We start from the raw sequence: 14,818 nt of genomic DNA on the forward strand, positions 1-14,818 counted from the left end.
TTCATCTTTTTTCAAGTACTCTCGCCGAAGGCGACGCGATCGTTCAAACATGCGCCACCTCCATGCCATGTGCCCCACCCATCATCAGGCCGATCTCATCAACCGTCAGGCCCGTGGTCGGGCGCGGGGCGCTCAGGCGGCCTTCGTTCAGGGCCGCGAAGCTGTCCGAGATTTCCATCAACTCATCGAGGTCCTGGCTGATGCAGATCACCGCCGTACCTTTTGCGGCCAGATCCAGAATGGCCTGCCGGATCGAGGCCGCTGCCGCCGCATCCACGCCCCATGTCGGCTGGTTGACCACCAGCACGTCGGGGTTCTGCAGAACTTCGCGTCCGATCACGAATTTCTGCAGGTTTCCGCCCGACAGCGAGCGCGCTGCGTTCTCCGGCCCCGGCGTGCGGACATCAAAGGCGCTGATGATCTTTTCTGCGAAACTCTTGGTCTCGGCCCATTTGAGGAACCCGTTGCTTTCCAGCCCCTCCCGAACCGATCCGGTCAGCAGCGCGTTTTCGGTCAGACTCATATCCGGAGCCGCCGCATGACCCAACCGTTCCTCGGGGGCGGTCAGCACGCCCAGCTTCCGCCGAGCGGTGGGGCCGAGCTTGCCGATTTTCTGGCCGTTGAATTTGATCGCATCGGCGGTTGTCGGGATTTCGCCCGACAGCACGCCCAGCAATTCGTCCTGTCCGTTCCCGGCGACGCCTCCGATCCCCAGAACCTCGCCCTTGCGGACCGTCATGTGGACATTGCGCAAGGCCGTGCCGAATTCCGACGGCGAGGGCACAGACAACCCGCTGACATCCAGCGCGACCTCGCCGAATTCGCGGCCCGACCGTTCAGGTGTCTGCAGGGTCGATCCGACCATCATCTCGGCCATGTCGCGGGCTGAAGTTTCAGACGGAACACATTCACCCACATTTTTGCCCAGACGCAGGATCGTGGCGTGGTCGCACAGGGTCCGGATTTCCTCCAGCTTGTGCGAGATATATAGGATCGAAGTGCCCTCGGAGCGCAGTTTGTTCAGCGTCTCAAACAGGATATCGACCTCTTGTGGGGTCAGAACCGAGGTCGGCTCGTCCATGATCAGCAACTTCGGATCCTGCAAAAGGCAGCGGATGATCTCAACCCGCTGGCGTTCACCTGCGGACAGATCACCAACCGTGCGGTAAGGGTCCAAAGGCAGGCCGTACGTTTCAGATACTTCGTGGATGCGCGAGGCCAGATCGCCCATCGGCGGCGGGTTCTCCATCCCCAGCGCGATGTTCTCGGCCACGTTCAGCGCATCGAACAGCGAAAAATGCTGGAACACCATTGCGATCCCGTCAGCCCGCGCGGCGCGGGGTTCAGGTGGCGCAAAGGGCTGTCCCCGCAGCAGCATCGCACCGCTGTCGGGTTTCACCAACCCGTAGATCATCTTCACCAGCGTGGATTTCCCCGCGCCGTTTTCGCCCAGCAGAGCGTGGACTTCGCCTTCACCGATGTCAAAGGACACCTGATCATTGGCCACGACGCCGGGATAGGCTTTGGTCAGCCCTTGCAGACTTAAAAGTGGAGTGGTCACGCGCTCAGGTCCTTCTTCAACTCGTTCTGTCGGGCCGGGCGCAAGAGCTGCGCGGCGACGCCAACGGCGATCATCTGCGGGTGTTTGCCCAGGCCGGGGTCCCCAATCGGGCAAGTGATCCGGCTGATCCGTTCGGGCGAATGCCCGAGGGCCGCCAGCCGCGACCGGAATCGCGCCCATTTCGTAGCCGAGCCGATCAGGCCAGCAAAGCGGAAATCATGCGAAAGCAGTCGGTTGCACAGTTCTAAATCCAGATTGTGCGAATAAGTCAGCACAAGATGTTCAGCATCGGGTGGTGCATGACGCACCAGTTCCGCTGGTTTTGCGGCCGGAACCACTGTCACTCCGGCCGGAATTGCATCCGGAAACCGTTCGGGGTCGGTATCGACCCAGGTGATTGCCAGATCGGGCAGCGGCGACAAGACATCCACCAGCGCACGGCCTACATGGCCTGCGCCCCAGATCCATAGGTTCCGTGTTGGCTTGTGCACAGGCTCAATCATCCAGCCGTCGATCAGTTGTGGTTCGGGGGCAATCCCCTGACCGCGCGCGGTTGCCAGCAACCTTTTCACGGCCAGAGGCATTTCACCTTCCGAGGCTGACCGCACTATGACCGTGTCGTCGAGCGCTTCAACCGCCTTTAAATCAAAGACTTCGCTGAGCAGTGATACCGCACCGCCACAGCATTGACCCATGTCAGGGCCAAGCGCGTGATGGGTCAGGCGCGTAGGGGCGGTCTGCGAGCGCGCGGCTTGCGCCGCCTGAAACTCCAGCGTCCCACCGCCGATAGTCCCGCTTTGCCCATGCTCCCAAACCAGCATTGCAGCACCGACCTCGCGCGGGGATGACCCCTTGATCGCAGCGATGACCACCCGGGTGACTTTCCCGTGGGTTTTGACCGCCTCCCTCAAAGCCTCTCGATCAAATCCCATCAGGTTCCTCCTTTTACCCGTTGGATGCCGTGCCAGATTTCTTCGGCCGTGGCGGGTGCATCCAGCGCCGGATAGCTGTCACCACAGGCGGCCACCGCGTTGGACAGCGCCAACCAAGCCGAGATACCCAGCATGAAGGGCGGCTCGCCCACCGCTTTTGAGCGATAGATCGTGTCCTCGCGGTTTTCGCCATCCCAGAGCGCGACATTGAAGATGTCGGGTCGGTCGAAACAGGCCGGAATCTTGTAGGTCGAGGGGGCGTGGGTGCGCAGGTTGCCCTTGCCGTCCCAAACCAGTTCCTCGGTCGTCAGCCAACCCGCGCCTTGCACATAGCCACCTTCGACCTGCCCGATATCCAGAGCCGGGTTCAGCGAGGCGCCCGCATCATGCAGGATGTCGGTGCGCAGGATGCGGTTTTCACCGGTCAGAGTGTCCACGGCGACCTCGGTGACCGAAGCGCCATAGGCGAAGTAGAAGAATGGGCGTCCACGTCCAGCAATTCGGTCCCATTCGATCTTGGGCGTTTTGTAGAACCCTGTTGCCGACAGGCTGATGCGCCCCTGATAGGTCAGCGCGGCCGCTTCGGCGAAGCTATAGCGCTCTTCGCCGACCGAAACCTGGCCGTCCGAGAAAGTGACTGTCGACGGATCGGCCTGATGACGCTCGGCCAGATACTCGGCCATCCGGTCGCGGATCGTGTCGCAGGCCGCTTTCACGGCCATGCCGTTCAGGTCACTGCCCGAAGATGCTGCCGTAGCCGAGGTGTTCGGCACTTTGGCGGTATCGGTGGCGGTGATCTTCACCATCTCCAGCGGGATGCCAAAGCGCGACGCGGCGACCTGAGCGACTTTCTGGAACAGGCCCTGTCCCATCTCGGTACCGCCATGGTTCAGGTGGACCGAGCCATCCTGATAGACATGCACCAGCGCACCCGCCTGATTGAGGTGGGTCAGCGTGAAGGAAATCCCGAATTTGACCGGAGAGAAGGCGATGCCTTTCTTGATCACGCTGTTCTCGGCGTTCCATTTCTGGATCTTGGCCTTGCGCGTGGCATAGTCGCTGGATTTTAGCAGCGCTTCGGTCATGCCGTGCAGTTCGAAATCGCTGACCTCCATACCATAGGGCGTGGTGTTGCCGCCTGCGGGCAGGGGGCGTACCGGGGCGTCCCCCATTTCCACTGCACCACGGCTGGTCAGGTCCTCATGCGGGTCGGGATGGCCCAGGGGTTTTTCCTTTAGCTCTGCCTCGGCAACTTTGTGCGCGGGTTCATAGTAGTTGCGACGGCGCAGTTCGACCGGGTCCAGCCCCAGTTCATGGGCCGCGTGATCCATCACCCGCTCGATCCCGACCATGCCCTGCGGACCCCCGAACCCGCGATAGGCGGTGGCCGATTGAGTGTTGGTCTTCAACCGGTGGCTTTCGATCCGCGCGTTGGGCAACAGGTAGGCGTTGTCAGAATGCAGCATTGCGCGGTCGGCGACGGGCAGGGACAGGTCCTGTGCCCAGCCGCAAATGGCGTGGTGCAGGAACGAGACGCCCTGAATATGGCCGTGCTCATCGAACCCGGCCTTGTAGGAAATCCGGAAGGCGTGACGCTTGCCGGTGATGATCATGTCATCGTCGCGGTCATAGCGCATCTTGCAGGCCTTGCCTGTCACCCGTGCAGCCACGGCGCAACCCACGGCCAATGCGTTGCCCTGACTTTCCTTGCCACCAAAGCCGCCGCCCATCCGGCGGGTCTCAACCCGGACCGCGTGCATCGGAACGCCCAAAGCATCGGCCACCTTGTGCTGGATTTCGGTCGGGTGTTGGGTCGAGCTGTGCACCAGCATATCCGCGCCTTCATTCGGCACGGCCAGCGCAGCCTGACCTTCCAGATAGAAATGCTCTTGCCCGCCGAGTTCGAAGGATCCTTCGATCACGTGGGCCGCGCCCGCGATGGCCGCGTCCGCGTCACCCTTGGCATAGATGCGCGGGCCGTCCTCGAACCGACTGTCGGCGGCCAGCGCCTCTTCAACGGTCAGAATGGGTGTTTCTTCGGCATAGTCGATCTTACCCAGACGCGCGGCCTTGCGGGCGGCCAGATGGTTGGTGGCGACGACCAGAAACACGGGTTGGCCGATATAGTGAACTGTTCCGTCAGACAGCAGCGGTTCGTCATGGATCGAGGGTGAGACGTCGTTGGCAAAAGGCAGGTCATCCGCCGTCATCACCATCACGACCCCGTCGGCAGCCTTCACGGCGGACAGGTTCATCGTGGTGATCTTGCCTTTTGCAATCGGGCTCAGGCCAAACGCCAGATGCAGAGAGCCTTTGGGCGTCGGGATGTCATCCACATACCGCGCCGAACCGGACACATGCAGCGGTGCCGCGTCGTGGGGGAGGGGTTTGGTCACACTCATGCCGACACCTCCAGCACATTGGTCAGTTCGCCTTGATCCTCGAGGAAGTAGCGTTCCAGCATCGCCTTGGCGGTTTCCATACGATAGGTGGCCGAGGCGCGCATGTCCGTGAGTGGAGAATAGTCTTCGGCAAAGGCGGGCAGCGCGGCATCAATCGTCTCGCGCGTCCACGGTTTGCCGATCAGCGCGGCCTCGACGTTTGTGGCCCGTTTCGGGATGCCCGCCATGCCGCCAAACGCGATGCGCGCTTGCGTGACGGTGTCGTCCGTAACAGTGATATTGAAACAGCCGCACACGGCCGAGATATCCTGATCGAACCGTTTGCTGAGTTTGTACGTTTTGAGGCGGTCCGCTTGACGGGGGAAGCTGACGGCCTCAACAAACTCGCCCGGAGCGCGGTCCTGCTTGCCGTAATCGATGAAGAACTTTTCCAGCGGGACCTGCCGCCGCGTGTCGCCTTTGCGCAGATGCAAAGTGGCGTCAAGCGCGATCAGGGCGGGCGGGTTGTCCCCGATGGGCGAGCCGTTGGCGATATTGCCGCCGACGGTGGCCGCGTGGCGCACCTGAACACTGGCATAACGGCGGATCATTTCGGCGTATGACGGGTGCAGGTCAGTCAGGGCTTCGCCCATGCGGTTCATGTCCACCATGGCACCAAAGCGAATTTCGTCCTTGGTGATCGTGATTTGTTTCAGGTCCTCACAGCGGTTGAGGAAGATCACCGGATCCAGATCGCGCAATTGCTTGGTGACCCAAAGACCCACATCGGTTGCACCGGCGACAAGGGTAGCATCCGGGTTGTCGGCGTACACTGCCGCCAATTCATCGGACGAGCCGGGCAACATCGGCGATGCCTGCGCTGTGACTGGCTTGTCTTTGACCCAGACGGGAACGGGCTGATCCTCAGCGGCCTGAGCCGCGCGAATGATGGGGGCGTAGCCGGTACAGCGGCACAGGTTTCCGGCAAGCTGGGTGTCGTGATCCGTCGCGCCAATCGCGTGACCGGCAACCATCGACATGACAAAGCCGGGGGTGCAGAAGCCGCATTGAGAGCCATGCAAATCGGCCATGGCCTGCTGCACTGGATGCATCTCGCCTTTCGGGCCGCTGGCCCCTTCGACTGTGCGGACCGCTTTGCCGTGCAGTTGCGGAAGGAACAGGATGCAGGAGTTCAGCGCCTTGGCGCCGCCCTCATCCGTCACCATGACAGTGCAGGCGCCGCAATCGCCCTCGTTGCAGCCTTCCTTGGTGCCGGTCAACCCGCGATCCTCGCGCAGCCAGTCCAGCAGGGTCGCTGTCGGATCAACATCCGCCAGTTCCACTGTCTCTCCGTTCAGAAGAAACGTGATGTTCATTCGAGAAACCCGTCGCCTTACCCGGTTGCGCCCTTGGGTGCCCTCCTTCGATGCGACGTAGAAAGAGTGGCGGGCGGATAGCTTGCCGTAAGATGTTAGAAACAGGGCAGGTTCTCTGGCAAGAAAAACTGCCTATGTAATGTACCATTCGACAGGCGCAGATTGTGAATGTCGCGTTTGTGTAAAAGGCAGTCGCTTGTAAATAAAGCGCTTTTTGCAGGCGGCGCCCGGTCAATCCCGAAGCACCTTCTGCAAAAGCCGAATAATCCACACTGATTTTTTTGGCATTCCAAAGCTGCGGTTCCCGCTTTTGCCGGGCAGCTGGCTGGGATAGCGTAGGCGGTATGAGCAGTACTCCTCGATTCATTCACCTCCGTGTTCACACCGAATACTCCTTGCTGGAAGGCGCCGTGCGGCTGAAAAAGCTGCCCGCTCTGTGTGAGAAGATGGAGATGCCCGCCGTCGCCGTCACCGATACGAACAGCATGTTTTCGGCGCTGGAGTTCTCGGTCACCGCCAGCGGCGCCGGAGTGCAGCCGATCATGGGGTGCCAGGTCGATCTGACCTATCTGCAGGCCCAACCCGGTGAGAAGCCCAAAGCGCCCGCGCCACTGGTGCTGCTGGCGCAGTCCGAGGTGGGCTATGAGAACCTGATGAAGCTCAGTTCCTGCCTTTACGTGGACAAGGGCGGGCAGTTGCCGCAGGTCACGTTGGAAGAGCTGGCGGACCGGTCGGACGGTTTGATCTGTTTGACCGGCGGGCCGGATGGGCCTGTAGGGATGCTGCTGCAACAGGGTCAGCGCCCGGCGGCCGAGGCGCTGGTTGATCAGTTGGCGGCGATGTTCCCGGATCGCCTTTACATCGAACTGCAGCGCCATCCGGGTGAGGATGGGCAGCCCGAGACCGAACGCCTCACCGAGCGTGGCCATGTCGAAATGGCTTATGCCAAGAACCTGCCTCTGGTCGCAACCAATGACGTCTATTTCCCGACGACAGACATGTATGAGGCCCACGACGCACTGATCTGTATCGCCGAGGGCGCCTATGTCGACCAGCAGGAGGGCCGCCGCCGCCTGACCGCGCAGCATTATTTCAAGTCGCAGCAGGAGATGGTGACCTTGTTCGCCGATCTGCCCGAGGCCATCGAGAACACGGTCGAGATCGCGCGGCGCTGCGCCTTCATGGCCTATCGCCGCGACCCGATCCTGCCGAAATTCGCCGATGACGAGGTGGCCGAACTGCGCCGCATCGCCAATGAGGGCCTTCAGAAACGACTGGCTGTGATCCCCCATGCGGTGACACCTGAAGAATACCAGGAACGGCTGGATTTTGAACTGGGCATCATCGAAGGCATGGGCTTTCCCGGCTATTTCCTGATCGTTGCCGACTTTATCCAATGGGCCAAAGACCACGACATTCCGGTGGGGCCGGGGCGGGGCTCGGGTGCGGGCTCGCTGGTGGCTTATGCACTGACGATCACCGACCTTGACCCGCTGCGCTATTCGCTGCTGTTCGAACGGTTCCTGAACCCCGAGCGGGTCTCGATGCCCGATTTCGATATCGACTTCTGCATGGATCGCCGTGAAGAAGTCATCCGCTACGTGCAGCAGAAATACGGCCGCGACAAGGTGGGGCAGATCATCACCTTCGGTGCGTTGCTGTCGAAGGCCGCCGTGCGCGATATCGGGCGGGTTCTGCAGATGCCGTACGGGCAGGTGGATCGCCTGTCCAAGATGATCCCGGTTGAGGGGGTGAAGCCGGTTTCGATTGAAAAGGCATTGAAGGACGAACCCCGCCTGCGCGAAGAGGCACGCAACGAAGAGGTCGTCGACCGGCTGCTGACCTACGGCCAACAGGTCGAAGGGCTGTTGCGGAATGCCTCGACCCACGCGGCGGGCGTTGTGATCGGAGATCGGCCTCTGGACGCACTGGTGCCGCTGTATCAGGACCCGCGATCCGACATGCCGGCAACTCAGTTCAACATGAAATGGGTGGAACAGGCCGGTCTGGTGAAGTTCGACTTTCTGGGTCTGAAAACCCTGACCGTGATCCAGAACGCGATGGACATCATCTTCAAGTCCGGGCGTCCTTTGCACATCGCGGCGGACGGTACTGAGCTTTACGAACCCGCCGAAGGGGCCGAGAACCAGATCAACGCCATCCCGCTGGATGACGAGGCGACGTACAAGCTTTACTCGGCGGCCAAGACGGTGGCGGTGTTCCAAGTGGAATCCTCGGGGATGATGGACGCGCTCAAGCGGATGAAGCCGACCTGTATCGAGGATATCGTGGCCCTTGTGGCGCTGTACCGTCCCGGCCCGATGGAGAACATCCCGACCTATTGCGAGGTCAAGAACGGCCAGCGCGAGATCACTTCGGTTCACCCGCTGATCGACCACATCCTTGAGGAAACGCAGGGCATCATCGTCTATCAGGAGCAGGTGATGCAGATCGCGCAGGTCATGGCGGGGTACAGCCTTGGTGGCGCCGACCTGCTGCGCCGTGCGATGGGTAAAAAGATCAAAGAGGCGATGGACGCCGAGCGCCCGAAATTCGAGAAGGGCGCGGGCGAGAACGGCGTGGATGCCAAGAAGGCCTCCGAGGTTTTCGACCTGCTGGAGAAATTCGCCAACTACGGCTTTAACAAATCCCACGCGGCTGCCTATGCAGTGGTCAGCTATCAGACCGGCTGGTTGAAGGCGAACCACCCGGTCGAGTTCATGGCGGGGGTCATGAACTGCGATATCCACTTGACCGACAAGCTGGCCGTTTATTTTGAAGAGGTCCGCAAGGGGCTGGAGCTGACCTATGTGCCGCCCTGCGTGAACCGCTCTCTGGCGACGTTTGACGTGGTCGAAGGCCATCTAGTCTATGCGCTGGGCGCACTGAAAAACGTTGGCGTCGAGGCGATGAACCTTGTGGTCGAGGGGCGCGCCGACAAACCGTTCGTCAACCTGTTCGATTTCGCCCGCCGCGTCGATCTGAAGAAAGTCGGCAAACGCCCGTTGGAGATGCTGGCCCGCGCCGGGGCATTTGATCAGCTCGACAAGAACCGCCGCCGCGTGTTCGAAAGCCTTGATCCGTTGGTACAGTATTCTGCGGCAATCCACGATCAGAAGAACTCGGACCAGGTATCGCTGTTTGGTGAGGCGGGGGACGACCTGCCGGAACCGCGCCTGTCGCCGACGCCCGACTGGTTGCCTGCCGAGCGCCTGAGCGAGGAATTCAAGGCCATCGGCTTTTACCTCTCGGGTCACCCGCTTGATGATTACATGCCCGCGTTGAAACGCAAGCAGGTGTTGACATTGGACGAGGTGACGGAAAAGGCGCGCTCGGGGCCATTCATTGCGAAAATGGCAGGTGTCGTGGCCGGGCGGCAGGAACGGAAATCAGCGCGCGGTAACCGGTTCGCTTTTGCCCAGCTCTCGGATCCGACGGGGGCTTACGAGGTTACGCTGTTCTCGGAAACGCTGGAGAAATCGCGCGAGTATCTGGAAACCGGGGCGCAGGTGGTGCTGACCGCCGAGGCGACGATGGAGGCGGATCAGCTGAAACTTCTGGGCCGCTCGGTCGGGCCGGTGGATACGGTCGTGGCCGAGGCCGGAGCGACCGGGTTGCGGATATTCGTGGACGAACCGGCGGTGCTGGCAACCGTCGCAAAGGTGCTTGAGGACGCCGCCGGCGCGGCCAAGCGGGCCTCGAAAGGGCCGATCCATGTCTTTCTGATGGACCCGGGTCTGCCGGGCGATGTCGAGATGGATCTGGGGCAGGATTTCCCGATCAACCCACAGATCAAGGGTGCGATCAAATCGCTGGACGGCGTCACCGACGTTCAGGAAATCTGAGCCAGCCATTTGTTGCCACAGCGTTTTTGCGCGGCTAGGCTGTGATCATTGCTTCATTTGGGGCGTGTCACAGGAGGGCACTTTCATGCGCTTTTCAACTTTGGGATTAAGAACATTTGCGTTGGCAGCCGTCGCTTCCGTGGCGATGGTGTCCGGGGGGCTGGCAGATAACAAGGATGACAAAAAGAAAAAGACGATCGAAGGCGCGCTGATTGGCGCGGGCGTTGGGGCACTGGTCGGCGACGGTAAGGGCGCGGCGATTGGTGGCGTGGCCGGTGCTGTTATCGGACATAACTGGAAGTGATGGCGATGCAGTTTATCAGATTCAAAATGTCCGTTTGCGCCGCAATCGTGGCGGTCCCGTGCGTGGCGATTGCCGATGACGCGGCTGATCAGATGGTACAGGACGCCTTGCCAGTGATGCACTATACCTGCGCTTCGATTGCCGAAGAGGCGGATGGAGATGAGGCCTTTGTTGTGGCCGTCGTTGAAAAGATGACGGCCCTATCGCTGTATAATCGTCAGATTAATATTGAAGATCACGCGACCACTGACGAGGAAAAGGCCCAGCTGCGTGACGCCTTCATCGCCGCGCTGTCGGAAGGATGCGCCGCCGATAAGGATGCCCTGCTGGGCGGGGTGGTCGACAACGCGGTGAAAACGACGCTGGGCCTGTGATCCGTCAATAATGCGGCGGGCGTTCGTCTCCGAAGACGACTCCGCCTGATCCTTCCTGCGCCCGTTCGGCCTCGCGTTGCAACAGCATCTCGACGCGGCGGGTCAGTCGGTCGATCTCACCCTGCTGGCGAGTGACGACCGTGTTCAGCTCTTCGACCGTGCGGGTCAGATGGGCGATCTGTTCTTCCAGATGCTGCATTGGGGACTCCTGTTCCTGCGCCGGTCATAGCGGCCCTGTGACGCCGTGGCCAGCGAAAGCGCGCCTTGCCCCGATGCAGGCCATGGGATAGACCGCGCGCGGAACATGAAAATCCCAAGGACGTCCCACATGGCCAAGCCCAAGAAACAGCCCCGCCCCAAGGCAATTACGCCAAAAGGGTTCCGCGACTATTTCGGCCAGGAAGTCTCGCAGCGCACCGAAATGCTGCGGACTATTGCGGACGTCTATCATCGGTACGGCTTTGATGCGTTAGAGAGCAGCGCGGTTGAAACCGTCGAGGCGCTGGGCAAGTTCCTGCCCGACGTGGATCGCCCGAACGAGGGTGTGTTTGCGTGGCAGGAGGTTGACGAAAACGACAAGGGCGACTGGATGGCCCTGCGGTATGACCTGACCGCGCCTCTGGCCCGTGTCTATGCGCAGCACCGCAACGATCTGCCGACGCCCTATCGCCGTTACGCGATGGGCCCGGTCTGGCGCAACGAAAAGCCCGGGCCGGGGCGCTATCGTCAGTTTTATCAGTGTGATGCGGATACGGTGGGCACGGCCTCGATGGCCGCGGATGCCGAGATCTGCGCGATGCTGTCGGACACGTTGGAAACCGTTGGCATCCCGCGCGGTGACTATCTGGTGCGGGTGAACAACCGAAAGGTCCTGAACGGTGTGCTCGAGGCGATGGGTCTGGGCGAAGACGCCTCCGCCCGTGACAACGTCCTGCGTACCATCGACAAGTTTGATAAGGTGGGTGAGGCCGGTGTGCGCGAGCTGCTGACCAAGGGTCGTCTGGATGCGTCTGGTGCGTTCATCGATGGCGTCGGCCTGAGCGACGATCAGGCAGAGCCCGTGATTGCCTTCCTGACTTCGAAAGCCGCGGATACCGCCGGGACGCTGGCGAACCTGCGCGCCGCTGTCGGCGATAGCAAGATCGGTGCGGATGGCATTGCCGAGCTGGAACAGATCGGCGCGCTGTTGGATGCAGGCGGGTACGGCGCGGACCGGATCGAGATCGATCCTTCGGTGGTGCGCGGCCTGGGCTATTATACCGGGCCTGTTTATGAGGCCGAGCTGACCTTTGAGATTTTCGACGAGAAGGGCCGCAAGCGGCAGTTCGGATCGGTCTCGGGCGGTGGCCGCTATGACGATCTGGTCAAGCGGTTCACCGGGCAGGAAGTGCCTGCAACCGGTATCTCTATCGGTGTCGACCGCCTGCTGGCTGCCTTGCGCGAAAAGGGCCGGATCGCCGCAAAGGCGACTGGTCCCGTGGTGGTCACGGTCATGGATCGCGACCGGATGGCAGACTATCAGGCGATGGTAGCCGAGCTGCGCAATGCGGGCATCCGGGCCGAGGTCTATCTGGGCAACCCCAAGAACTTTGGCAACCAACTGAAATATGCGGACAAGCGCAACTCGCCGATTGCGGTGATCGAAGGTGGTGACGAAAAGGCCAACGGCATCGTGCAGATCAAGGACCTGATCCTGGGTGCGAAGATTGCCGAAAGCGCCACGCTTGAGGAATGGAAGGAACGCCCCAGCCAATTCGAAGTCCCGCGCAGCGATCTGGTCGCCAAGGTACGCGAAATTCTGGACAGTCAGGACTGAGCCATGCCCAACCGTTCCCAGATACAGGCCCGCGCCGCGATGATGCGCGTCCGGTTCGAGGCCGCAGGCGCGCAGGTGGTGGACCCGCCGCTGCTGCAACCGGCTGAAACGCTGCTGGACCTTTATGGCGAGGATATCCGCGCGCGCGCTTACGTGACCTCGGATGCGCTGCGCGGTGAGCAGATGATGCGCCCCGATTTCACTCTGCCCGTAGTGCAGATGCACATGAGCGAGGGGGCCGAGCCCGCGCGTTACACCTATTCCGGTGAGGTGTTCCGCCGTCAGGAACACGACCCGGATCGGTCGAACGAATACATTCAGGTCGGCTATGAGGTGTTCGACCGTGACGATCCCTCGGGCGCCGATGCCGAGGTGTTTTCGCTGTTCGCGCTGCAACTGCGCGGTCTGCCTTTGCGTGCCGCGACCGGGGATATCGGCATCCTGACCGCAGCCGTCCAGGGCTTGCGCACGACGGACCGCCGCAAAGCCGCGCTGATGCGGCATCTGTGGCGTCCGCGCCGGTTCCGGGTTCTGCTGGACCGTTTCGCGGGCCGTAAACCCGCCCCGGAAGGGCGCGATGCTTTGTTGAACGCGGAAAACCCGTTGGGCCACGACATCCCCGTGATCGGCAAGCGCCGTGTATCCGAGGTAGAGGCACGGATCGAAGCCCTGCGCGAAGATCGCGATACGCCGCCGATTTCAGACAGTGAACTTGCTGGTCTGGAAACGCTGCTGAACGTACGCGAGACCATGCCCTTTGCGCTGGAGCAACTGCGTGACGTGGCGGTGGACCTGCCACAAATTACCCCGGCGCTGGACCGGCTTGAGGCACGGGTCGCCTCGCTGCAGGCGCGCGGCGTCGATGTGGAGCGGCTGGATTTCGAGGCCGCCTATGGCCGGACCTCGATGGAATATTACGACGGGTTTGTCTTTGGCTTTTACGCCGAGGGTCGTCCGGACCTGCCTCCGATTGCAACCGGCGGGCGCTATGACGCGCTGACCCGGCAATTGGGCAACGGCGCTGAAATTCCGGCTGTGGGCGGCGTCATCCGTCCCGACCTGATGCTGGAGATTGAGGAGGACGCGCAATGAGCCTGAAACTGGGCGTGCCCTCGAAGGGCCGGTTGATGGAGAAGACCTTTTCGTGGTTCGAAAAGCGCGGCATCACCCTGTCGCGCAGCGGATCGGACCGGGAATATGCGGGTAAGGTCGAGGGGATCGATGGTGTTTCGCTGGTTCTGTTGTCCGCCGGGGAAATCCCGCGCGAACTGGCGGCAGGGCGCATTCACCTGGGCGTCACGGGCATCGATCTGGTGCATGAGAAACTGCCGCGCTGGGAACAGCAGGTCGAAGAGGTTTCGCAGCTTGGGTTCGGCAAGGCTGATCTGATCATCGCCACGCCTGCCTGCTGGGTGGATGTGGACACGCTGGACGATCTGGATGCAGCGGCGGCGGCGTTTCGCAAGACCCACGGCCACCGGCTGCGCATTGCCACCAAATATCATCGGCTGGTACGTGAGTTCCTGACGGATGCGGGCGTGGCCGATTATACTCTGGTCGACAGCCAGGGAGCGACCGAGGGCACGGTGATGAACGAAACCGCCGAGGCGATTGCCGATATCACCTCGACCGGGGAAACCCTGCGGGCAAACCACCTGAAAATCCTGTCGGACGGGCTGATCCTGCAATCGCAGGCGACGCTGTGGCGCAGCCGGGTGGCGAAATGCGATGCAGCGGAAAAGGCGGTTCTGTCCGAACTGATGGATCGGCTGCGTTAAAGCAAGCCGATATCGGCCAGCGCGCGGTTCAGGTCATCGGGCAGGGTGTCGTCCTGCTCGCGCCCCTTGGGCAGGTCGGCAGGCGTGTCCTCTGGTTTCAGATAGCGCCAGCCTTGAAACGGTCGTTTAAGGGCGTTCTGGGTGCGATGCACCTCGGGGTCCAGCACGATGGCACAGCGGCGGATCCCATCCTCGCCCCGTACCTCGTCCAGCCGCAGGATACGCTGGCGGCACTGGATCACGCCCTTGATCACCCAATAGATCGAACCGCCGTTCAGAATCTCGGCCTCGCGCTTGGGCCACATGCGGGTGACATGGCGCGGGCAGCCGTCCTCATACAGCGGTTTGCGGCTGTCCTGCCACGCCATCAGCGTGTCGACGCTTTCCGAGCCAACCGAGAGTTTTATGAGGTTTACGTACTTATCCACAGCTTTCCCACAGAGTCGTCCAT

At 61.5% G+C, this 14,818-nt stretch carries 12 protein-coding genes; 6 read left to right on the plus strand and 6 right to left on the minus strand.

Annotated features, from left to right (window positions below; genetic code table 11):
• Window positions 1-43 precede the first annotated feature (43 nt).
• The 4 genes from ACOQFT_RS17130 to xdhA are packed head-to-tail and all read right to left on the minus strand — an operon-like array spanning window position 44 to window position 6,250.
• The gene (locus tag ACOQFT_RS17130) at window positions 44-1,561 is read right to left on the minus strand and encodes an ABC transporter ATP-binding protein (RefSeq protein WP_421599100.1); all 1,518 of its coding nucleotides are present in this window, start codon (window positions 1,559-1,561) and stop codon (window positions 44-46) included.
• On the minus strand, window positions 1,558-2,493 hold the full coding sequence (xdhC, locus tag ACOQFT_RS17135; protein WP_421599101.1) for a xanthine dehydrogenase accessory protein XdhC: 936 nt from the start codon (window positions 2,491-2,493) through the stop codon (window positions 1,558-1,560). Before xdhC ends, ACOQFT_RS17130 begins: the two co-directional genes overlap by 4 nt.
• A complete protein-coding gene (gene xdhB, locus ACOQFT_RS17140; RefSeq protein ID WP_421599102.1) occupies window positions 2,493-4,895 on the minus strand; it encodes a xanthine dehydrogenase molybdopterin binding subunit in 2,403 nt (800 codons plus the stop codon). The genes xdhC and xdhB overlap by 1 nt, the downstream gene beginning before the upstream one ends.
• Window positions 4,892-6,250, minus strand: a complete 1,359-nt coding sequence (xdhA, locus tag ACOQFT_RS17145; RefSeq protein ID WP_421599103.1) for a xanthine dehydrogenase small subunit — start codon at window positions 6,248-6,250, stop codon at window positions 4,892-4,894. The genes xdhB and xdhA overlap by 4 nt, the downstream gene beginning before the upstream one ends.
• 344 nt (window positions 6,251-6,594) lie before the next feature.
• Between xdhA and dnaE the strand changes: the two genes are divergently transcribed.
• The 3 genes from dnaE (at window position 6,595) to ACOQFT_RS17160 (ending at window position 10,773) form a co-directional block, all read left to right on the plus strand.
• The gene (gene dnaE, locus ACOQFT_RS17150) at window positions 6,595-10,095 is read left to right on the plus strand and encodes a DNA polymerase III subunit alpha (RefSeq protein ID WP_421599104.1); all 3,501 of its coding nucleotides are present in this window, start codon (window positions 6,595-6,597) and stop codon (window positions 10,093-10,095) included.
• Window positions 10,096-10,180: 85 nt separating this feature from the next.
• On the plus strand, window positions 10,181-10,399 hold the full coding sequence (locus ACOQFT_RS17155; protein ID WP_421599105.1) for a YMGG-like glycine zipper-containing protein: 219 nt from the start codon (window positions 10,181-10,183) through the stop codon (window positions 10,397-10,399).
• A 5-nt stretch (window positions 10,400-10,404) separates the two neighbouring features.
• Complete coding sequence (locus ACOQFT_RS17160; RefSeq protein ID WP_421599106.1) at window positions 10,405-10,773, plus strand: hypothetical protein; 369 nt, start codon at window positions 10,405-10,407, stop codon at window positions 10,771-10,773.
• A 4-nt stretch (window positions 10,774-10,777) separates the two neighbouring features.
• Here ACOQFT_RS17160 and ACOQFT_RS17165 read toward each other — a convergent pair whose 3' ends face one another.
• Window positions 10,778-10,972 (minus strand): SlyX family protein, encoded by a 195-nt coding sequence (locus ACOQFT_RS17165; protein WP_170573549.1) that lies wholly within the window; start codon window positions 10,970-10,972, stop codon window positions 10,778-10,780.
• 129 nt (window positions 10,973-11,101) lie between these two features.
• Here ACOQFT_RS17165 and hisS point away from each other — a divergent pair, with 129 nt between their 5' ends.
• From hisS to hisG, 3 genes are read left to right on the plus strand one after another with little or no spacing between them, the layout of a single operon-like run.
• Complete coding sequence (gene hisS / locus ACOQFT_RS17170; protein WP_421599107.1) at window positions 11,102-12,589, plus strand: histidine--tRNA ligase; 1,488 nt, start codon at window positions 11,102-11,104, stop codon at window positions 12,587-12,589.
• Window positions 12,590-12,592: 3 nt separating this feature from the next.
• Window positions 12,593-13,681: an ATP phosphoribosyltransferase regulatory subunit gene (locus ACOQFT_RS17175; protein ID WP_421599108.1), complete on the plus strand. Its 1,089-nt coding sequence runs from the start codon at window positions 12,593-12,595 to the stop codon at window positions 13,679-13,681.
• Complete coding sequence (gene hisG, locus ACOQFT_RS17180; RefSeq protein ID WP_421599109.1) at window positions 13,678-14,367, plus strand: ATP phosphoribosyltransferase; 690 nt, start codon at window positions 13,678-13,680, stop codon at window positions 14,365-14,367. The genes ACOQFT_RS17175 and hisG overlap by 4 nt, the downstream gene beginning before the upstream one ends.
• On the opposite strand, the gene ACOQFT_RS17185 is transcribed toward hisG, so the two are convergent.
• Window positions 14,364-14,795, minus strand: coding sequence for a DUF1489 domain-containing protein (locus tag ACOQFT_RS17185; RefSeq protein ID WP_170674701.1), 432 nt, complete (start codon window positions 14,793-14,795; stop codon window positions 14,364-14,366). The genes hisG and ACOQFT_RS17185 overlap by 4 nt on opposite strands.
• Window positions 14,796-14,818 lie beyond the last annotated feature (23 nt).

The sequence above is a fragment of the Ruegeria sp. MALMAid1280 genome (genome assembly GCF_049195285.1).
Lineage (GTDB): Bacteria > Pseudomonadota > Alphaproteobacteria > Rhodobacterales > Rhodobacteraceae > Ruegeria.

What these genes read in the sequence shown, in the direction of transcription:
- xdhC (WP_421599101.1), bottom strand. Translation starts at nt 2,493, where the DNA reads ATGGGATTTGATCGAGAGGCTTTGAGGGAGGCGGTCAAAACCCACGGG.
- xdhB (WP_421599102.1), bottom strand. Translation starts at nt 4,895, where the DNA reads ATGAGTGTGACCAAACCCCTCCCCCACGACGCGGCACCGCTGCATGTG.
- xdhA (WP_421599103.1), bottom strand. Translation starts at nt 6,250, where the DNA reads ATGAACATCACGTTTCTTCTGAACGGAGAGACAGTGGAACTGGCGGAT.
- dnaE (WP_421599104.1), top strand. Translation starts at nt 6,595, where the DNA reads ATGAGCAGTACTCCTCGATTCATTCACCTCCGTGTTCACACCGAATAC.
- ACOQFT_RS17155 (WP_421599105.1), top strand. Translation starts at nt 10,181, where the DNA reads ATGCGCTTTTCAACTTTGGGATTAAGAACATTTGCGTTGGCAGCCGTC.
- ACOQFT_RS17160 (WP_421599106.1), top strand. Translation starts at nt 10,405, where the DNA reads ATGCAGTTTATCAGATTCAAAATGTCCGTTTGCGCCGCAATCGTGGCG.
- ACOQFT_RS17165 (WP_170573549.1), bottom strand. Translation starts at nt 10,972, where the DNA reads ATGCAGCATCTGGAAGAACAGATCGCCCATCTGACCCGCACGGTCGAA.
- hisS (WP_421599107.1), top strand. Translation starts at nt 11,102, where the DNA reads ATGGCCAAGCCCAAGAAACAGCCCCGCCCCAAGGCAATTACGCCAAAA.
- ACOQFT_RS17175 (WP_421599108.1), top strand. Translation starts at nt 12,593, where the DNA reads ATGCCCAACCGTTCCCAGATACAGGCCCGCGCCGCGATGATGCGCGTC.
- hisG (WP_421599109.1), top strand. Translation starts at nt 13,678, where the DNA reads ATGAGCCTGAAACTGGGCGTGCCCTCGAAGGGCCGGTTGATGGAGAAG.